This is a genomic window from Streptomyces sp. NBC_00091 (assembly GCF_026343185.1).
Lineage (GTDB): Bacteria > Actinomycetota > Actinomycetes > Streptomycetales > Streptomycetaceae > Streptomyces.
Window position 1 is genome coordinate 1,925,171 of sequence record NZ_JAPEMA010000001.1, and the last position, 18,460, is coordinate 1,943,630.

Annotated in this window: 19 protein-coding genes; 8 read left to right on the top strand and 11 right to left on the bottom strand. The window is 71.7% G+C overall.

All coding sequences use genetic code 11. The features are described 5' to 3' along the window. From OOK34_RS08575 to OOK34_RS08610, 8 genes are read right to left on the bottom strand one after another with little or no spacing between them, the layout of a single operon-like run. Positions 1 to 2,004 (bottom strand): NADH-quinone oxidoreductase subunit L, encoded by a 2,004-nt coding sequence (locus tag OOK34_RS08575; protein ID WP_267033257.1) that lies wholly within the window; start codon positions 2,002 to 2,004, stop codon positions 1 to 3. Next, on the bottom strand, positions 2,001 to 2,360 hold the full coding sequence (nuoK, locus tag OOK34_RS08580; protein ID WP_267033258.1) for an NADH-quinone oxidoreductase subunit NuoK: 360 nt from the start codon (positions 2,358 to 2,360) through the stop codon (positions 2,001 to 2,003). The genes OOK34_RS08575 and nuoK overlap by 4 nt, the downstream gene beginning before the upstream one ends. Next, complete coding sequence (locus tag OOK34_RS08585; RefSeq protein WP_267036671.1) at positions 2,360 to 3,004, bottom strand: NADH-quinone oxidoreductase subunit J; 645 nt, start codon at positions 3,002 to 3,004, stop codon at positions 2,360 to 2,362. The genes nuoK and OOK34_RS08585 overlap by 1 nt, the downstream gene beginning before the upstream one ends. Further along, complete coding sequence (locus OOK34_RS08590; protein ID WP_267033259.1) at positions 3,001 to 3,609, bottom strand: NADH-quinone oxidoreductase subunit I; 609 nt, start codon at positions 3,607 to 3,609, stop codon at positions 3,001 to 3,003. The genes OOK34_RS08585 and OOK34_RS08590 overlap by 4 nt, the downstream gene beginning before the upstream one ends. Continuing rightward, on the bottom strand, positions 3,609 to 4,577 hold the full coding sequence (locus tag OOK34_RS08595) for a complex I subunit 1 family protein (RefSeq protein ID WP_267033260.1): 969 nt from the start codon (positions 4,575 to 4,577) through the stop codon (positions 3,609 to 3,611). Before OOK34_RS08595 ends, OOK34_RS08590 begins: the two co-directional genes overlap by 1 nt. After that, positions 4,574 to 5,668 (bottom strand): NADH-quinone oxidoreductase subunit C, encoded by a 1,095-nt coding sequence (locus tag OOK34_RS08600; protein ID WP_267033261.1) that lies wholly within the window; start codon positions 5,666 to 5,668, stop codon positions 4,574 to 4,576. Before OOK34_RS08600 ends, OOK34_RS08595 begins: the two co-directional genes overlap by 4 nt. Continuing rightward, positions 5,665 to 6,288, bottom strand: coding sequence for an NADH-quinone oxidoreductase subunit B (locus OOK34_RS08605; RefSeq protein ID WP_267033262.1), 624 nt, complete (start codon positions 6,286 to 6,288; stop codon positions 5,665 to 5,667). Before OOK34_RS08605 ends, OOK34_RS08600 begins: the two co-directional genes overlap by 4 nt. Beyond that, a complete protein-coding gene (locus tag OOK34_RS08610; protein WP_267033263.1) occupies positions 6,279 to 6,686 on the bottom strand; it encodes an NADH-quinone oxidoreductase subunit A in 408 nt (135 codons plus the stop codon). Before OOK34_RS08610 ends, OOK34_RS08605 begins: the two co-directional genes overlap by 10 nt. Positions 6,687 to 6,841: 155 nt before the next feature. Here OOK34_RS08610 and OOK34_RS08615 point away from each other — a divergent pair, with 155 nt between their 5' ends. From OOK34_RS08615 to OOK34_RS08635, 5 genes are all read left to right on the top strand, one after another. Then, on the top strand, positions 6,842 to 8,002 hold the full coding sequence (locus tag OOK34_RS08615; RefSeq protein WP_267033264.1) for a sensor histidine kinase: 1,161 nt from the start codon (positions 6,842 to 6,844) through the stop codon (positions 8,000 to 8,002). A gap of 278 nt (positions 8,003 to 8,280) precedes the next feature. Beyond that, positions 8,281 to 9,603, top strand: coding sequence for a sensor histidine kinase (locus tag OOK34_RS08620; RefSeq protein WP_267033265.1), 1,323 nt, complete (start codon positions 8,281 to 8,283; stop codon positions 9,601 to 9,603). 165 nt (positions 9,604 to 9,768) lie between these two features. Next, the gene (locus tag OOK34_RS08625; RefSeq protein WP_323183478.1) at positions 9,769 to 10,428 is read left to right on the top strand and encodes a response regulator transcription factor; all 660 of its coding nucleotides are present in this window, start codon (positions 9,769 to 9,771) and stop codon (positions 10,426 to 10,428) included. A 218-nt stretch (positions 10,429 to 10,646) separates the two neighbouring features. Continuing rightward, complete coding sequence (locus OOK34_RS08630; protein WP_267033267.1) at positions 10,647 to 12,593, top strand: 2-oxoacid:acceptor oxidoreductase subunit alpha; 1,947 nt, start codon at positions 10,647 to 10,649, stop codon at positions 12,591 to 12,593. Between the two features lies 1 nt (position 12,594). After that, complete coding sequence (locus tag OOK34_RS08635; RefSeq protein WP_267036672.1) at positions 12,595 to 13,653, top strand: 2-oxoacid:ferredoxin oxidoreductase subunit beta; 1,059 nt, start codon at positions 12,595 to 12,597, stop codon at positions 13,651 to 13,653. 27 nt (positions 13,654 to 13,680) lie between these two features. Here OOK34_RS08635 and OOK34_RS08640 read toward each other — a convergent pair whose 3' ends face one another. After that, positions 13,681 to 14,043, bottom strand: a complete 363-nt coding sequence (locus OOK34_RS08640) for a helix-turn-helix domain-containing protein (RefSeq protein ID WP_267033268.1) — start codon at positions 14,041 to 14,043, stop codon at positions 13,681 to 13,683. 98 nt (positions 14,044 to 14,141) lie between these two features. Between OOK34_RS08640 and OOK34_RS08645 the strand changes: the two genes are divergently transcribed. The 3 genes from OOK34_RS08645 (at position 14,142) to OOK34_RS08655 (ending at position 17,694) form a co-directional block, all read left to right on the top strand. Beyond that, on the top strand, positions 14,142 to 14,996 hold the full coding sequence (locus OOK34_RS08645; protein ID WP_267033269.1) for an SDR family oxidoreductase: 855 nt from the start codon (positions 14,142 to 14,144) through the stop codon (positions 14,994 to 14,996). Between the two features lie 115 nt (positions 14,997 to 15,111). Next, positions 15,112 to 16,158, top strand: a complete 1,047-nt coding sequence (gene rarD / locus OOK34_RS08650; protein WP_267033270.1) for an EamA family transporter RarD — start codon at positions 15,112 to 15,114, stop codon at positions 16,156 to 16,158. A 219-nt stretch (positions 16,159 to 16,377) separates the two neighbouring features. Continuing rightward, entirely contained in the window at positions 16,378 to 17,694 is a 1,317-nt protein-coding gene (locus OOK34_RS08655) for a M28 family metallopeptidase (protein ID WP_267033271.1), read from the top strand. A 58-nt stretch (positions 17,695 to 17,752) separates the two neighbouring features. Here the strand turns inward: OOK34_RS08655 and OOK34_RS08660 are convergent, their stop codons facing one another. Together OOK34_RS08660 and OOK34_RS08665 are read right to left on the bottom strand one after the other, a co-directional pair. Then, positions 17,753 to 18,169, bottom strand: coding sequence for a hypothetical protein (locus OOK34_RS08660; protein WP_267033272.1), 417 nt, complete (start codon positions 18,167 to 18,169; stop codon positions 17,753 to 17,755). Then, positions 18,166 to 18,369 (bottom strand): hypothetical protein, encoded by a 204-nt coding sequence (locus tag OOK34_RS08665; protein WP_234333790.1) that lies wholly within the window; start codon positions 18,367 to 18,369, stop codon positions 18,166 to 18,168. Before OOK34_RS08665 ends, OOK34_RS08660 begins: the two co-directional genes overlap by 4 nt. Positions 18,370 to 18,460 lie beyond the last annotated feature (91 nt).

Genomic DNA, 18,460 nt, shown 5'->3' on the forward strand with positions numbered 1-18,460 from the left:
TCACGATCCGGCGTTGACGTTGGCGAGGACGGCGGTGGCGATCGCCAGGACCACGGCGCCGGCGAGCAGGGCGCTCAGGTAGCTCTGCACGTTGCCGGTCTGGGCCCGGCGTACGAGGCTGCCGAGCAGCCGGGTGCCGGTGCCCGCGCCGAGGACGTACGTGTCCACGACCTCGCGGTCGAGGAAGCGGACCAGGCCGGCGGCCGCCCGGGTGGGGCGGACGAAGAGCCGGTCGTAGACGGCGTCGAGGTGGAAGCCGTCGGCGGCGTGGCGGTGCAGCGGGCCGAGGAGGGCGCGGCCGGGGTCGGCGGCGGGGCCGGCCGGGACGGTGGGGTGGTCGTGGGTCACCTCGGCCACCTCGGGGCTCTCGGCGGCGGATTCGGCGGCGAGGGTGGACGCGCCGACGGCGGCCCCGTTGCGGATTCCGGCGGCGGCCCTGGCCGTGGCGCGCTGCCAGAGGGCGTAGGTGAGCATCACGCCGATGAGCGCGGCGCCCGTGCCGAGGACGGAGGTGGTCACGGTCGGGGTGAGTTCCTTGCCGTCGAACCAGTCGGCGAGGGGGGCGGCGGCGAGGCCGAGGGCGATCGAGGGAACCGCCAGCAGCCACAGCACGCCGGTCATGGCGACGGGTTCCTTGCCGTGGTCGGGGGCTGCGGCGCCCCGGCCGCGGAAGGCCATCAGCCACAGCCGGGTGGCGTAGGCGGCGGTGAGCAGGGCGGTCAGTACGCCGGCGACCAGCACGATCCAGCCGGCCGCGCCGGGCGCGAGGTCGGAGTGTCCGCCGGCGGTGTGTTCGGCGGCGACGAGGACGGCTTCCTTGGAGAAGAAGCCGGCGAAGGGCGGGATGGCGGCGAGCGCGAGCAGCGCGATCGTCATCGTCCAGAAGGCGTCGGGGATGCGCTTGGCCAGGCCGTCCATACGGGACATGGCGGCCAGGGAGTTCGTTCCGGCGGCGTGGATGATGACGCCCGCGCCGAGGAAGAGGAGTGCCTTGAAGGCGCCGTGGGACAGGAGGTGGAAGACGGCGGCGCCGCGGTCGCCGACGGCCAGGGCCCCGGTCATGTAGCCGAGCTGGCCGACCGTGGAGTAGGCGAGTACGCGCTTGATGTCGTCCTGGGCCAGGGCGGCGAGGGCCGAGCCGACCATCGTGACGGCCGCCATGACGGCCATGACCACCAGTGCGGCCTGCGAGGCCGTGAACACCGGAAGGAGGCGGGCGATGAAGTAGACACCGGCGGCGACCATCGTCGCGGCGTGGATCAGCGCGGAGACCGGGGTGGGGCCGGCCATGGCGTCGGGGAGCCAGGTGTGCAGCGGGAACTGCGCGGACTTGCCGGCGACGCCGGCGAGCAGGAGCAGCGCGATCAGCGTCGGGTGGTCGAGTCCGCCCGTCTCGACGGTGCCCAGGATCTTGGTGATCCGGAAGGACTCGGCGTCGGCGGCGAGCGCGAACAGGCCGATGAGGAAGGGGACGTCGCCGAGCTTGGTGACGAGGAAGGCCTTGAGGGAGGCGGAGCGGGCCGCCTCGGTCTCCCAGTAGTGGCCGACGAGGAAGTACGAGCAGATGCCCATGATCTCCCAGCCGACCAGCAGCACCATCAGGTCGCCGGAGTAGACGACGAGCAGCATGGCGGAGGTGAAGAGTGAGACCAGAGCAGCGTACGAGGGGTAGCGCGGGTCCTCGCGGAGGTACGCCGTCGAGTAGAGCTGTACGCAGGTGGCGACGACTCCGACGAGGGCGGCGACCAGCACGGCGAAGCCGTCCAGGTGGAGCGAGAGCTCGATCGGCACCGAGCCGGTCGGGGTCAGCTCGGTCGCGGTGTCGATGGCCGGGCCGCCTCCGTGGCGCACGGCGACGAGCACGGCCAGGACCGCGGCGGCCAGCGCCGGCAGGACGGCGAGCGGCCTGACGAAGCCGGGGGCGACGCGGCCGAGGAGCAGGCCTGCGACCGCGCCGAGGAAGGGGAGGAGGGGGACGAGGACCGCGAGGGTCGTGGTGCTCACGCGGCGACCTCCGGCCGGGCAGTGATGTCGTCGGGCTGGCCGGGCTCGTGGCCCTCGGCGGTGTCGCGCAGCTTGTCGACGTCCGAGGTGCCCCGGTTGCGGTACACCATCAGCACGATGGCGAGGCCGATGCCGATCTCGGCGGCGGCGATGGCGATCGTGAAGAGGGTGAGGGCCTGGCCGGCGTGCAGGGTGTCGCGCAGCCAGACGTCGAAGGCCACCAGGTTGAGGTTGACGGCGTTGAGCATCAGCTCGACGGACATCAGGACCAGGATGGCGTTGCGGCGGGCGAGCACTCCGTAGAGGCCGGTGGCGAAGATCAGGGCCGCGAGTACGGCGGGGTAGACGAGGTGCATCAGCGCTGTCCCTCCTGGCGGCCCGCGCGGGCGGCGGCGTCGGCGGCCTCCTCGGCGGGGGTGTTCCGGCGGGAGAGCACGATGGCACCGATCAGGGCTGCGAGGAGGAGGACGGAGAGCGCCTCGAAGGGCAGCACCCAGTGCTGGAAGAGGATCTCGCCGGAGACCTTGGTGGAGCCCTGGGCGGGGCCGTCGAGGTCGATCCAGGTGGTGCGGAAGGCGTCGGCGACCACCCAGACGAGGGAGGTGCCCGCGGCTGCGGCGACGCCGAGCGCGACCCAGCGGTTGCCCGAGTCGGCGTCCGGTGAGCGGCCGATGGGGGCCTTGGTGAGCATCAGCCCGAAGAGGAGGAGGACGACCACGGAGCCGAGGTAGATCAGTACCTGGACCCAGGCGATGAACTCGGCGGTCAGCAGCAGGTACTCGATGGCGATCCCGCCGAGCGCGACGACCAGCCAGAGGGCGGCGTGCACGAGCTGCTTGGTGGTGACCGTGATGACGGCCGCGCCGAGGGTGGCGAGGCCGACGAGGAGGAAGGCGATCTCGACGCCGGTCGGCGAGAGGAAGCCGGGGCCGGGCGCCGGGGCGCCGGGGGCGCCGACGGCCGTGGCCGCGGCGGCTGCGAGGTGGGCGGGGTACATCAGGCGGTGCCTCCCGCCGGGGTGTCGGGGGTGCTGTCGGCGGGCGGTGCCGTTTCGGCCTGGGCCGCGGCGGCCGCGGCCGCGGCGGCGGCTTCGGCCTTCTCCACGGCCTTGCGGGCGGCCGCGATCTCCTTGGGTTCCTCGGCTGCGGGGTCCAGGGCGGGCGGTGCCGGCACGGTCCACATCCACTCGCGCAGCTTGTCGCGCTCGTGGGTGAGCTCGTGGATGTCGGTCTCCGCGTACTCGAACTCCGGCGACCAGAAGAGGGCGTCGAAGGGACACACCTCGATGCAGATGCCGCAGTACATGCAGAGGGAGAAGTCGATGGCGAAGCGGTCGAGGACGTTGCGGCTGCGCTCGCGCCCGCCGGGGGTGGTGGCCGGCACCGTCTCCTTGTGGGAGTCGATGTAGATGCACCAGTCGGGGCACTCGCGGGCGCACAGCATGCAGACCGTGCAGTTCTCCTCGAACAGGCCGATGACCCCGCGGCTGCGGGGCGGGAGCTCGGGCTGTACCTCGGGGTACTGGGCGGTGTGCGCGCGCTTGGTCATCGTGCGCAGGGTGACGGCCAGGCCTTTGGCGAGGCCGGATCCGGGGATCGGGGGCATTACTGGATCGCCACCTTCACGATGCCGGTGAGCGCGATCTGGGCGAGCGCGAGGGGGATGAGTACGGTCCAGGCGAGCTTCTGGAGCTGGTCCTCGCGCAGCCGCGGGTAGCTCACGCGCAGCCAGATGACGACGAAGGCGAGGACGGCGACCTTGAGGAGGGTCCAGACCCAGCCGAGGTCCTCACCGCCGAAGGGGCCGTGCCAGCCGCCGAGGAAGAGGACGGTGGTGAGGGCGCACAGGACGACGATGCCGGCGTACTCGGCGAGCAGGAACAGCGCGAAGCGCAGGCCGGTGTACTCCGTGTACGCGCCGAAGATGATCTCGGAGTCGGCGACGGGCATGTCGAAGGGGGGCCGCTGGAGTTCGGCGAGGCCGGCGGTGAAGAAGACGAGCCCGCCGATGATCTGCCAGGGCAGCCACCACCACTCGAAGGCGCCGACGATGCCGGACAGGGACACCGTCCCGGCGGCCATGGCGACGGAGGCGGCGGCGAGCAGCATCGGCAGCTCGTAGGCGAGCAGCTGGGCGGCGGTGCGCAGGCCGCCGAGCATGGAGAACTTGTTGGCGGAGGCCCAGCCGCCCATGAGGCTGCCGAGCACTCCGAGGCCCATGACGGCGAGCGCGTAGAAGAGGCCGGCGTCGATGACCTGGCCGACCGCGCCGTTGCCCGGGCCGATGGGGATCACGATCAGGACGAGGAGGTACGGCAGCAGCGCGACGGCGGGGGCGATCTGGAAGATCCGCCGGTCGGCGTTGGCCGGGACGATGTCCTCCTTCTGCGCGAACTTCACGCCGTCGGCGACGAGCTGGGCCCAGCCGTGGAAGCCGCCGGCGTACATGGGGCCGAGGCGGCCCTGCATGTGCGCCATCACCTTGTGCTCGGTCTGCCCGATGACGAGCGGGAGCACGAGGAAGACGGCGAAGACGACGATCAGTCGCAGGGCGACGTCGAGGACGTCGTTCACGCGTCGCCTCCGGTGGTGTCGGTTTCGGGCTTGGGCTTGGGGTCGGGCTCCGGGTCGGGCTCCGGCTCCGGCGGGGTGGCGGCCGGGGGCTCCTCGAAGGCGGGCTTCGGGTCGTGCCAGGGCGCGTCAGACCGTTTCGCCTCCGCGGCGGCGGCCGGGGCCGGGGCGTCGGGCGCCGGGGTGGCCTGGCTCGCCGAGCCGTCGGCCACCGAGCGGGTACGCCGCGGCGGGCGGGCGGCGTCCGGGGCGCCGGTGGGTGCGTCGGCCGGGGCGGCAGCCTGCGGGGTCTCCGCCGCCTGGCTCGCGGAGCCGTCGGCCACCGAGCGGGTGCGGCGCGGCGGGCGGGCGGTGGGGGCTTCGGCCGGGGGTGCGGGCTCGCCGGCCGGGGCCTGGGTGGCCGAGCCCTCCGCCACCGAGCGGGTGCGGCGCACCGGGGCGCCCTCGCGCGGGGTGCGCGCCGGGCCGGCGCCGGCCGCGCGCGGGGTGCGGGCCGGGCGGGCGGGGGCCGGGGGGAGCTGGCCCTTCAGGGGGCCCCAGTCGTTCGGGTCGGGCACCCCGGGCGGGAGCATCTGGCGGCGCTTGGGCGCGTCCGGGTCGTGGGCCTCGCCCGGCTCCTTGGCTCCGGGCCACGCCTTGGCCACGCGCGCCGCCAGGACGAAGTCCTTGCGCAGCGGGTTCCCCTCGAAGTTCTCGGGAAGCAGCAGGTGGACGAGGTGCGGGTGGTCCGTGAAGGTGACCCCGAACATCTCGAAGGTCTCCCGCTCGTGCCAGGCCGCGCCCGCGTACACCGCGACGGCGGAGGGCAGGGAGGGCGCCGCGTGCGGGACGGTCGTCCGCAGCAGGAGGCGGCGTACCCGGTGGTTCTCCAGGCAGACCACGTGCGCACAGATCCGCAGGCCCGTGCCGGGCTCGTCGACCGCGCTCAGCCAGTCGAAGTAGGTGCAGCCCAGCTTGTCGCGGGCGATCTCCAGCGAGGAGATCCAGGAGCCGACGGGGACGTCGACGGTGAGGACCTCGTACGCGGACGAGGCCACGGCCTCGGCGCCGAAGATCGTCGCGGCCGCCTCGGGGAGGGAGTCGTAGAGGTTCACGCGCCGGCCCCCGGGGCGGTCGGCGGCGTGACCAGGCCGCTGGTGAGCTGCGCGACGGAGGGGGAGGTCGCGTAGCGGTCCGCGAGGGACTCGCGGGCGATCTTCTCCTGGAGCTTGAGGATGCCCTGGAGGAGCGCCTCGGGGCGGGGCGGGCAGCCCGGTACGTAGACGTCGACCGGAATGATCTGGTCCACGCCCTTGGTGACGGAGTACGAGTCCCAGTACGGGCCGCCGCAGTTGGAGCAGGCGCCGAAGGAGATGACGTACTTCGGCTCGGGCATCTGCTCGTACAGGCGCCTGACGGCCGGGGCCATCTTGTCCGTCACCGTGCCCGAGACGATCATCAGGTCGGCCTGGCGCGGGCCCGGCGCGAAGGGGATCACACCCAGGCGGATGAAGTCGTGGCGGGCCATCGACGCGGCGATGAACTCGATGGCGCAGCAGGCGAGGCCGAAGTTGAAGACCCACAGGCTGTAGCGGCGGCCCCAGTTCAGGACCACCTTCATGGGCTCCGGGGCGAGGCGGGAGAGCACTCCCAGCCTCTTGGGCTCCGGGAGCAGCTGGGGCTCCGGGGTCACGGCCGGGGTCACGGCCGGTGTCACGGCCGGTGTCACGTCCATTCGAGGACGCCCTTCTTGTACGCGTAGAGCAGGCCGACGGCCAGGAACCCCAGGAAGATGAACATCTCGACCAGGGTCGTGGCGCCGTAACCGGCGGCGGCGAAGACCGTCGCCCACGGGAAGAGGAAGATCGAGTCGACGGCGAAGATGACGTAGAGGAAGGCGTAGACGTAGTAGCGGACCTGGGTGTGTGCCCAGCCCTCCCCCACGGGGTCCACGCCGCACTCGTAGGTCAGCAGCTTCTCGGGGGTCGGGACCACGGGCCGCAGCAGGCGGCCGGCGCCGAAGGCCACGGCGACGAAGAGCACGCCGAGGACCGCGAGCAGGCCGACGACCGAATAGCTCCGGAAGTAGTCCGCGGCGATCACGGTTGCTGTCGATACCGTTGGGTCGGGCACGTCCGTTCCTCGTTCCTCGGCCACCGTCGACGATCAGGTTGATCTGGTACGGCAGGGAGTCTAGGGCCTGGGCTGCGCGGGGTGGGGTTACCCCCCGTTCACTGGCGCCTGGCTGCCCCATGGCGTCGGCGGGGCGGAATTGGCAGGCTGGCCGCATGACCGCGAACGATCAAGCTTCCGCTCCCCCTCCCGTACGCCCCGCCTTCGACGCGGCCACGTGGAAGGAGATCGCGTACCTGCTGGGCAACCTGCCGGTGGCGTTGATCGGATTTGTTTACACGGTTGTCATGCTTGCGACTGCGGGCGGTCTGACCGTGACCGCGATCGGACTGCCGCTGCTCGCATGCGGTCTCTTCGGGTCACGGCAGCTCGGGAGGCTCGCCCGCGCGCGGGCGCGGGCCCTGCTCGGCGTTCGGGTGGCCGAGCCGACCCCGCTGCCGGGGCCGAAGCGGGCCGGCGGGTTCTTCGCCTGGCTGTGGGCCGGGATCAAGGACCCGGTGGGCTGGCGGACCGTGCTGTACGAGCTGGTCCGGCTGCCGTGGGGAGTACTGACCTTCAGTATCGCGCTGACGGGGCTGTTCGTGCTGTGGCCCGTACTGCCCTATGTGGTGCGCGGCCTGGCCAACGCGGACCGCGCGATGGTACGGGGCCTGCTGTCGCCCTCCGACGAGCTGGAGCGGCGCATCGCGGAGCTGGAGTCGGGCCGGGGGGTGGTCGTGGACACGGCGGCCGCCGACCTGCGGCGCATCGAGCGGGACCTGCACGACGGGGCCCAGGCGCGCCTGGTGGCCCTCGCGATGGGGCTGGGTCTGGCGAAGGAGAAGCTGCTGGAGGACCCGGAGGGCGCGGCGGCGATGGTCGACGAGGCGCACGGGGAGGTGAAGCTGGCGTTGCGGGAGCTGCGGGACCTGGCCCGGGGGATCCACCCGGCGGTGCTGACCGACCGGGGGCTGGACGCGGCGCTCTCCTCGGTGGCCTCGCGGTGCCTGGTGCCGGTGAAGGTGGCGGTGGACCTGCCGGCGCGGCCGGCGGAGGCGATCGAGGGGATCGCGTACTTCACGGTCTCCGAGCTGCTGCAGAACGTCAGCAAGCACGCGGGGGCGCGCCTCGCGAGCGTCGAGGTGTGGCGGGCGGGGGCCCGGCTGCTGATCCGGGTCTCGGACGACGGGCGGGGCGGGGCCAGTACCTCCGGTGGGAGCGGGCTGGCGGGGCTCGCGGAGCGGTTGCGGGCGGTGGACGGGGTGTTCGTGGTGGTGTCCCCCGAAGGGGAGGGGACGGTGGTGACGGCGGAGCTGCCGTGGCGCGGCCGCGGGTAGTCGCGGGGGTGCCGCTGCGCGGAGCTGGTCCCCGCCCCGCCCTTTCTCCGTATCCCGGGGCTCCGCCCCGGACCCCGTTTCCTGGGGGCTCCGCCCCCGGCCCCCGCTCCTCAAACTCCCCCAGCTACCGCTGGGAGGTGCCCCCAGGCGAGGCTGGATGGGGCGGCGTGGGTGGGGTTAACCCCCCAGTGGAGACGCCGACCCGCCGCATGGTTCGCCGGAGGGGCGGGCGGCAGGGTTGAGGGGTCAAGGGACGAGCTGAAGGGCGGGTCGGGATCATGGGCAACGGCAAGGGCAGCAGCCAGGGGGTCGCGGTGGTGCTGCGGGCCCCCGTGGCGGCGCAGACCTGGCGCGAGTTCGCGTACCTGCTCCTCGGCCTGCCGCTCAGCACCCTGTACTTCTCGCTCGCCGTCAGCGGGGTGGCCGTCGGCGCCGGGCTGCTCGTGACGTTCGTCGGGGTGCCGGTACTGGCCGGGGTGCTGGCGATGTGCCGGGGGTTCGGGCGGGTGGAGCGGGCCCGGGTACGCGGCCTGCTGCGGGTGCCGCTCGCCGATCCGTCGCCGGTGCGGGCGGGCGGGAGCGGGGCGCTGGCCGTGACGGGGGCGCTGCTCAAGAACGGCAGCGCCTGGCGGCACCTGCTGTACTCGGTGGTCCACCTGCCGTGGGCGGTGTTCGCCTTCTCGCTGGCGCTGACCCTGTGGAGCACCGGGTGGGCCATGCTGCTGTACCCGCTGTGGTTCTGGGTCTTCCCGGCCTTCACCGACCAGCCGGGGCTGTCGGTGTTCCAGAACGGCGAGTACGCCTTCTACCTCGACTCCACCCTGTCGATCGGCGCCACCTTCGCCCTCGGGCTCGTTCTCACGCTGGCCACTCCGTGGGTCTTCCGGGCCCTGACCACCGTCGACCGGGTCCTGGTCAGGGGGCTGCTCGGCCGGTCGCGCCTCGACGACCGGGTCAGCGAGCTGGAGTCCGACCGCGGGGCCGTCGTGGACACCGCGGCCGCCGACCTGCGGCGCATCGAGCGGGACCTGCACGACGGGGCCCAGGCCCGGCTGGTGGCGCTGGCCATGGATCTGGGGCTGGCGAAGGAGAAGCTGGCCGAGGATCCGCAGGCCGCCGCCCGCATGGTGGACGAGGCCCACGGGGAGGTGAAGATCGCCCTCCAGGAGCTGCGGGACCTGGCCCGGGGGATCCACCCGGCGGTGCTGACCGACCGGGGGCTGGACGCGGCGCTGTCCTCGGTGGCCTCGCGGTGCGCGGTTCCGGTGCGGGTGGAGGTGGACCTGCCGGCCCGGCCGGCGGCCGCGATCGAGGGGATCGCGTACTTCACGGTCTCCGAGCTGCTGCAGAACGTCAGCAAGCACGCGCGGGCTCGGGGGGCGAGGGTCGACGTGTGGAAGTCCGGGGAGCGGCTGCTGCTCCAGGTCTCGGACGACGGGCGCGGCGGGGCCAGTACCTCCGGCGGGAGCGGGCTGGCGGGGCTCGCGGAGCGGCTGGACGCGGTGGACGGGGTGCTGGTCGTGGACTCCGGGGCGGGGCGGGGGACGACGGTGACGGCGGAGCTGCCGTGGCGCGCGCAGGCAGGCCCTGCCGGGCGGTGAGCCGGAACCCTGCCGGGCGGTGGGCGGGGTGGGTGGGGGTGGGGATAGGGGTTTCGGCACTTGTTGGACCGAATCCATCCTGGTCAGGGAGTCCGACTGGGATGCTTGGCACTGCCAAGTGGGCTGACGAGTGGACGCGGGAGCTGCAGAAACGTGGAAGACAGGGTGCGAGTGGTCATCGCCGAGGACTCAGTGCTGCTCCGTGAGGGCCTGACCCGGCTGCTGACCGACCGGGGGCATGACGTCGTGGCCGGCGTCGGGGACGCGGAAGCCCTGATCAAGACGGTGGCGGACCTGGCGGCCGAGGACGCGCTGCCCGACGTGGTGGTCGCCGATGTGCGGATGCCCCCGACGCACACCGACGAAGGCGTACGGGCCGCCGTACGGCTGCGCCGCGACCATCCCGGGATCGGGGTGCTCGTGCTGTCTCAGTACGTGGAGGAGCAGTACGCCACCGAACTGCTGGCCGGTTCCAGCACCGGCGTGGGCTACCTGCTCAAGGACCGCGTCGCCGAGGTGCGCGAGTTCCTGGACGCCGTCGTACGGGTGGCCCGGGGCGGTACGGCGCTGGACCCCGAGGTGGTGGCCCAGCTGCTCGGACGCAGCCGGAAGCAGGACGTCCTCGCGGGCCTGACCCCGCGCGAGCACGAGGTACTGGGCCTGATGGCTGAAGGACGCACGAATTCCGCTGTGGCCAAGCAGCTCGTCGTGAGCGACGGGGCGGTGGAGAAGCACGTCAGCAATATCTTCATGAAGCTGGGGCTGTCCCCGAGTGACGGGGATCACCGGCGTGTACTGGCGGTTCTCACCTACCTGAGGTCTTGATTAACTGACAACCTGTCAGGTAGGGCGCGCCGTCACCGGCGCGCGCAACGGCGACCGCCGGGTGATTTGGAATATTTCGAGTAGTGCACGACGTCTGTCGGACAGACCGCCTCGAAAGGGGCGGTCCAGAATGCGGGCGAACCCAGGGCCGGACGACCCCACGGACGTAGGGTGGGCCTTGGGAACGAGCGCCCGCGCCTCGAAGGAGGTCCAGTTCAGTGACCAGCCAGGTCAGTAGCCCGGCCGAGCAGGCCGACGGGGCCGGTGGGTCCATCGGCGAGCAGCGCACCGCGCCTCAGCCCGGTGGAGCCGGCAAGGAAATCCGCCGTGTCGACCGCGTGATCATCCGTTTCGCGGGTGACTCGGGTGACGGTATGCAGCTGACGGGTGACCGTTTCACCTCGGAGACGGCGTCCTTCGGCAACGACCTCTCGACGCTGCCGAACTTCCCCGCCGAGATCCGGGCCCCCGCCGGGACCCTGCCCGGGGTGTCCTCGTTCCAGCTGCACTTCGCGGACCACGACATCCTGACCCCGGGCGACGCGCCGAACGTACTGGTCGCGATGAACCCGGCGGCCCTGAAGGCCAACATCGCGGACGTACCGCGCGGCGCGGAGATCATCGTCAACACGGACGAGTTCACCAAGCGCCCGATGGCCAAGGTCGGCTACGACACCTCCCCGCTGGAAGACGGCTCCCTCTCCGCCTACAACATCCACCGGGTGCCGCTGACCACCCTGACGGTGGAGGCGCTGAAGGACTTCGGCCTCACCCGCAAGGAGGCCGAGCGCAGCAAGAACATGTTCGCCCTGGGCCTGCTGAGCTGGATGTACCACCGGCCGACGGAGGGCACGGAGAACTTCCTGCGGCAGAAGTTCGCGAAGAAGCCGGACATCGCCGAGGCGAACATCGTCGCCTTCCGGGCGGGCTGGAACTTCGGCGAGACGACCGAGGACTTCGCCGTCTCCTACGAGGTCGCCCCCGCGACGCAGGCCTTCCCGACCGGCACCTACCGCAACATCTCCGGGAACCTGGCCCTGTCCTACGGGCTGATCGCGGCGGCCCAGCAGGCGGACCTGCCGCTCTACCTGGGCTCGTACCCGATCACCCCGGCCTCGGACATCCTGCACGAGCTGTCGAAGCACAAGAACTTCGGCGTGCGGACCTTCCAGGCCGAGGACGAGATCGCCGGCATCGGCGCGGCGCTGGGCGCGGCCTTCGGCGGCGCCCTGGGCGTGACGACCACCTCCGGACCGGGTGTGGCGCTGAAGTCGGAGACCATCGGCCTGGCAGTCTCCCTGGAGCTGCCGCTGCTGGTCGTGGACATCCAGCGCGGCGGCCCCTCGACCGGTCTGCCGACCAAGACCGAGCAGGCGGACCTCCTCCAGGCCATGTACGGGCGCAACGGCGAGGCCCCCGTCCCGATCGTCGCCCCGCGCACCCCGGCGGACTGCTTCGAGGCCGCACTGGACGCGGCCCGGATCGCCCTGACCTACCGGACCCCGGTGTTCCTGCTGTCCGACGGCTACCTCGCCAACGGCTCCGAGCCCTGGCGGATCCCCGACGTGGCGGACCTCCCCGATCTGAAGGTTCAGTTCGCGACCGGCCCGAACCACGAGCTGGCCGACGGGACCGAGGTGTTCTGGCCGTACAAGCGGGATCCGCGGACACTGGCCCGCCCCTGGGCCGTGCCCGGCACCCCGGGTCTGGAGCACCGGATCGGCGGGATCGAGAAGCAGGACGGTACGGGCAACATCTCCTACGACCCGGCGAACCACGAGTTCATGGTCCGTACCCGCCAGGCCAAGATCGACGGGATCGAGGTCCCGGACCTGGAGGTCGACGACCCGGACGGCGCCCGCACCCTGGTCCTGGGCTGGGGCTCCACCTACGGCCCCATCACCGCCGCCGTCCGCCGGCTGCGCGTCGCCGGGACCCCCATCGCGCAGGCCCACCTGCGCCACCTCAACCCCTTCCCGAGGAATCTCGGAGAGGTCCTGAAGCGTTACGACAAGGTAGTGGTGCCGGAGATGAACCTCGGGCAGCTGGCCACCCTGATCCGGGCGAGGTACTTGGTCGACGCCCAGTCGTACAACCAGGTCAACGGAATGCCCTTCAAGGCGGAGCAGCTCGCGACGGTTCTCAAGGAGGCCATCAATGACTGAGGTGACCGACGCCCCCACCCTGCTGTCCCTGGTCCCCAAGGCCGAGGCCAAGCAGTCGATGAAGGACTTCAAGTCGGACCAGGAGGTCCGCTGGTGTCCGGGTTGTGGGGACTACGCGGTCCTGGCGGCCGTGCAGGGCTTCATGCCCGAGCTGGGCCTGGCCCGGGAGAACATCGTCTTCGTCTCCGGCATCGGCTGCTCCTCCCGCTTCCCGTACTACATGAACACCTACGGGATGCACTCCATCCACGGCCGCGCCCCCGCCATCGCCACCGGACTGGCCACCTCCCGCCGCGACCTGTCCGTCTGGGTCGTCACCGGCGACGGCGACGCCCTCTCCATCGGCGGCAACCACCTCATCCACGCCCTGCGCCGCAACGTGAACCTCAAGATCCTCCTCTTCAACAACCGGATCTACGGACTCACCAAAGGCCAGTACTCCCCCACCTCAGAACTCGGCAAGATCACCAAATCCACGCCGATGGGCTCCCTCGACGCCCCCTTCAACCCGGTCTCCCTCGCGCTCGGCGCCGAAGCCTCCTTCGTCGCCCGCACCATCGACTCCGACCGCAAACACCTCACCGAAGTCCTGCGCCAGGCCGCCGACCACCCCGGCACCGCCCTCGTCGAGATCTACCAGAACTGCAACATCTTCAACGACGGCGCCTTCGAAGCCCTCAAGGACCAGAACCAGGCCCAGGAAGCCGTCATCCGCCTGGAACACGGCCACCCCATCCGCTTCGGCACCGACCACACCAAGGGCGTCATCCGCAACGAACGCACCGGCGACCTCGAGGTCGTCGAGGTCACCGCGGAGAACGAAGCGCGGATCCTGATCCACGACGCGCACGCGGCCAGCCCCACCACCGCCTTCGCCCTGTCCCGCCTCGCCGACCCCGACACCCTCCACCAGACCCCCATCGGCGTCTTCCGCAGCACCGACCGCCCCGTCTACGACACCCTCATGGCCGAACAGCTCGACACCGCCATCGACCAGCGGGGCAAGGGAGACCTGTCGACCCTGCTCGCGGGCTCCGACACCTGGACCGTGGTCGGCTAGGACGTACGACCGGCAGCCCGGATCCCGCTACGGGGTCCGGGCTTCGTCGTACGCGGCCCGGGCCAGCTGCACCTCGCCGGTGCGGCGTTCCGTCCAGCGCGCCAGGGCCCACACCTGTTCGGCGGCCTCCCGGCCGAGGTCGGTCAGGGAGTAGTCCACGTGCGGCGGGATCACCGGGTGCGCGTGGCGCAGTACGAAGCCGTCGCGCTCCAGCGTCTGGAGGGTCTGGGCCAGCATCTTCTCGCTGACCCCGCCCACCTCCCGGCGCAGCTCGCTGAACCGGTAGGAGCGCTCCACCAGGGCGGCGAGGACCAGTACGCCCCAGCGGCTGGTGACGTGCTCCAGGATCCCGCGCGACGGACACATCGGGGCTTTGACACTTACTTCCATACCAGTACCTTACTTTGAAGTGGGTACTTACGAATAGTTAGCGCTCTCCATAAGCTGGTGTCATCACCGCGAAGCCCACCGAGCACCAGGAGCGCATCATGAGCATCGTCGTCACCGGAGCCACCGGAGCCCTCGGCCGCCTCGTCGTCGAGGAGCTGCTGACCCGGGTCCCCGCCACCGAGCTGGCCGTGGTCGTGCGGAGCGAGGAGAAGGCCGCCGGCCTGGCCGCGCGCGGCATCTCCGTACGGATCGCCGACTACAGCGACCCGGCGAGCCTGGCCGGCGCCTTCCGGGCCGGGGACCGGGTGCTGCTGATCTCCGGCAGCGAGGTCGGGCGCAGGGTTCCGCAGCACACCGCCGTGATCAAGGCGGCGGAGGCGGCCGGGGTGGCCCAGCTGGCCTACACCGGGATCCTCGGCGGGCCCGAGGCCGACTTCGACCTGGCGGCCGAACACAAGGCCACCGAGCAGGCGATCCTCGACTCCGGACTCCCCTACACCTTCCTGCGCAACGGCTGGTACCACGAGAACTACACCGCCCAGCTCCCCGTCGTCCTCGAGCACGGCGCCGTCGTCGGCAGTGCGGGCGAGGGCCGGATCGCCTCGGCGGCGCGGGCCGACTACGCGGCGGCCGCCGCGGCGGTGCTGACCGGCGAGGGCCACCTGAACCAGGTCTACGAGCTCTCCGGGGACACCGCCTGGAGCCTGGCCGAGTACGCCTCCGAGGTGGCGCGGCAGTCCGGGCGCGAGGTCTCGTACGCCGCCGTCGCGGCCGACGCGCACCTGACGGTCCTGACCGGCGCCGGGGTCCCCGAGGGCTTCGCGGCGATCCTCGTCGACGTGGACGCGGCGATCTCGCGCGGCCGGCTGGCCGGGACGAGCGGCGACCTGTCGCGGCTGATCGGCCGGCCGACGACCCCGGTGGCCGAGGCCATCGCCACCGCGCTGGCCTGAGCCCGCCCCCCCCCAGATGTCATGAGTATCTCCCCGAAACGGGCATGACAGCAGCCTCGTACAGCGCTACCGTCGTGAGGTTGTGAGATTGGCTGGAAGTCGCACTGGAGGCCCCGTGAAGGCGGAGAACGAGCAGCGCACGGGTTTGCTCTACGGATTCGGCGCATACGGGATGTGGGGGCTCGTCCCCCTCTTCTGGCCCCTCCTCAAGCCTTCCGGGGCGATCGAGATCCTCGCCCACCGCATGGTCTGGTCCCTGGCCGTGGTCGGCATCGCGCTCCTCGCGCTGCGCCGCTGGAGCTGGATCACCGAGGTGGTCCGCCAGCCGCGCAAGCTCGGGCTGACGGCACTGGCCGCGGCCGTGATCAGCGTGAACTGGGGCCTCTACATCTGGGCGGTCAACAACGGCCAGGTCGTCGAGGCCAGCCTCGGGTACTTCATCAACCCGCTGGTCACCATCGCGATCGGCGTCCTGGTCCTGGGTGAGCGGCTGCGCCGGGCCCAGTGGGCGGCCGTGGGGATCGGCTTCACCGCCGTGCTGGTGCTGGCCATCGGCTACGGCCGGCCGCCGTGGATCTCGCTGACGCTGGCCTTCTCCTTCGCCGCCTACGGGCTGATCAAGAAGAAGCTCGACATGGGCGGACTGGAGTCACTGGCCGCCGAGACGGCCCTGCAGTTCCTGCCCGCCCTGGGCTACCTGGTGTGGCTGGGCGTCCAGGGGCAGTCCACCTTCACTTCAGAAGGACTCGGACACTCCGCGCTGCTCGCGGCGACCGGACTGGTCACCGCGATCCCGCTGGTCTGCTTCGGGGCGGCCGCGATCCGGGTGCCGCTGTCCACGCTGGGGCTGCTCCAGTACCTGGCGCCGGTGTTCCAGTTCGGGCTGGGGGTCCTCTACTTCCACGAGGCGATGCCGCCGGAGCGCTGGGCCGGCTTCTCCCTGGTCTGGGGCGCGCTGCTGCTGCTGACCTGGGACGCGCTGCGGACCTCCCGGCGCTCCCGGGCCCGGCTCGCCGAAGCCGCGGCCGAGGCGGAGACCGCGGCGGGAACGGGAGCCGGAACGGGAACGGCCTCCGGATCCGGTTCCGGAGCGGGCGCCGCCGCCCCCGCCGCCGCCCCGGCCCCCGGTGCGGATCCGGCGCCGAGCCGCGAGCCCGCGTAACCGCCCACCGCTACACCACACGATCCCCGGTACGGAACATCCGTACCGGGGATCGTCCGTTTTCCGAACCACCCTGACCGGATTGTGGTCTTGACGGATAGTCATACTCTCGCTGAACATCAGGCTCGCACTGACGCACCAACGCTCACCTGCACGATTCCCGCACGTTCCGTCTCATCCCCAACGGATCATCCCCACACGGAATCCCGGAGCCCCCACATGAGCCTGTCCGTCTCCCGGCGTCTCGCCGCCGCGACCGCGATCGCGGTCGCGGGGTTGCTGGCCGCCACCTCCCCCGCCGCGCTCGCCGCGCCCACGGCCGTCGCCGCCGCGCCGACGCCGCCGGACATCCCGCTGGCCAACGTCAAGGCGCACCTGACGCAGCTCCAGACCATCGCCACCAACAACGGCGGCAACCGCGCCCACGGCCGGGCCGGCTACAAGGCCTCGATCGACTACGTGAAGGCCAAGCTGGACGCGGCGGGCTTCACCACCACGCTCCAGACCTTCACCTCCAGCGGCGCCACCGGCTACAACCTGATCGCCGACTGGCCCGGCGGTGACCCCAACTCCGTCCTGATGTCCGGCTCGCACCTGGACTCGGTGAGCTCGGGCCCCGGCATCAACGACAACGGCTCCGGTTCGGCGGCGGTCCTGGAGACCGCGCTGGCCGTTTCCCGGGCGGGCCTCCAGCCGACGAAGCACCTGCGCTTCGGCTGGTGGGGCGCGGAGGAGCTGGGTCTGATCGGCTCGAAGTACTACGTCAACAGCCTGCCGGCGGCCGAGAAGGCGAAGATCTCCGGCTACCTGAACTTCGACATGATCGGCTCGCCGAACCCGGGCTACTTCGTCTACGACGACGACCCGACCATCGAGCAGACCTTCAAGAACTACTACGCGGGCCTCGGCATCCAGACGGAGATCGAGACCGAGGGCGACGGCCGCTCCGACCACGCGCCGTTCAAGAACGCGGGCATCCCGGTCGGCGGCCTGTTCTCCGGCGCCGACTACACCAAGACCGCGGCCCAGGCCCAGAAGTGGGGCGGCACCTCCGGTCAGGCCTTCGACCGCTGCTACCACTCCTCCTGCGACACCACGGCGAACATCAACGACACCGCCCTGGACCGCAACTCCGACGCCATCGCCTACGCGATCTGGAACCTCGGTGCGGCCACCCCGGTCCCGCCCGGCCCGTCCTTCGAGAACACCGCGGACGTGAACATCCCGGACTCCCCCGCCGCCGCGGTGACCTCGCCGATCACGGTCTCGGGCGTCGCGGGCAACGCCCCGGCCACCACCAAGGTCGACGTGAACATCGTCCACACCTACCGCGGTGACCTGGTGATCGACCTGATCGCCCCGGACGGCACGGCGTACCGGCTGAAGAACTCCAGCTCGGACTCCGCCGACAACCTGGTCACCAGCTACACGGTGAACGCGGCCGCCGAGGTGGCCAACGGCGTCTGGAAGCTCCAGGTCAAGGACGTGGCGGCGCAGGACGTCGGCTACATCAACAGCTGGAAGATCAGCTTCTAGTACGGACCCCCGCAGGGGCCCGGCGCGGACGACGGGTCCGCGTCGGGCCCCTGTGGCGTTACGCGTCCTCCGCGAGCGGGCGCAGCGAGGCGGGCAGGGGGTCCTGGATGCGGGCGCGCAGCTCGTGGGCGACCGCGGCGACGTCCGCGCGGCCCAGCTTCGCGGCCTCCACCAGGTCGCCGAGCTCCTCGGGCGAGGGCAGCTGCTTCGCGCCGGCCACCCGCAGGTACGAGCGGGTCGCGGCGGCCGCGTAGAACTCGTTCATCGGGGATTCCAGCGCCGGGCAGACGGCGAGGGTGTGCAGGAAGGCCGCGGCCCGCCAGGCGGTGTCGGGGGCGGGCTGTTCCGGTACCAGCACCAGGTCGTTCTGGTGCCGGGCGACGGCGGCGGCCACCCCGGAGGGGTCCCACACGGCGGGGTCCGAGGGCAGATGGTGGGCCAGGGCGGTCCAGGCCCACTCCATGGTGATCTTCAATTGCCGAACCGCTCCTGGAAGTAGCCCCAGTGGTCGGCGAACTCCTCTATGCCCGACAGGAAGGTCTTCCGGTCCTCGTCGAGTTCGCGTTCGGTGACCTCGGTGATCAGCGCGGTGACCGTCGTCCCCAACGCCGCCGCGCGCGCCTTGAGGCGTTCGTGGAACTCTTCGTCCAGGCGGATGGTGACGTGTCTCGACATGGCCTTCACGGTACAGCGGCCGCGCTGTACGGAGGAGCGAAAACGGGACAAGGGTGGCCCGGGACACAGGTCCCGGGCCACCCTTGGCGGT